At 41.4% G+C, this 285-nt stretch carries 1 pseudogene; it reads left to right on the top strand.

The features are described 5' to 3' along the window. Window positions 1-285, top strand: a pseudogene (locus ACYP03_RS25765) (McrB family protein); the annotation flags it as partial.

Genomic DNA, 285 nt, shown 5'->3' with positions numbered 1-285 from the left:
GAAAAGGTTTTGGCGGAATTATGGGAAGCTGGCAAGAACAGGCACTCATTGAAGCAATTGCTATCTTGGGATAAGCAAAGTCACTTTAACCCCAATGGCTGGAATAAAGTCTACCAAGATAACTGTCAGCTGGCTAAGCAGATAAAAGAAGTAAAAGTGATATCAGAGGGTGATGTACATAAGCTCTGGTATGAGAAAGCCAACGGCATTGCGAGTGTCGGGCAGGTCTTTATGTTTAAACGAGAGCTAAGCAATAATATAAGTTACTTGCAAAACCTAACGGAA

This window comes from Photobacterium sp. R1 (genome assembly GCF_054600795.1).
Note: the sequence above shows the minus strand (reverse complement) of the source record. Positions and strands in the feature narration are given on the sequence as shown.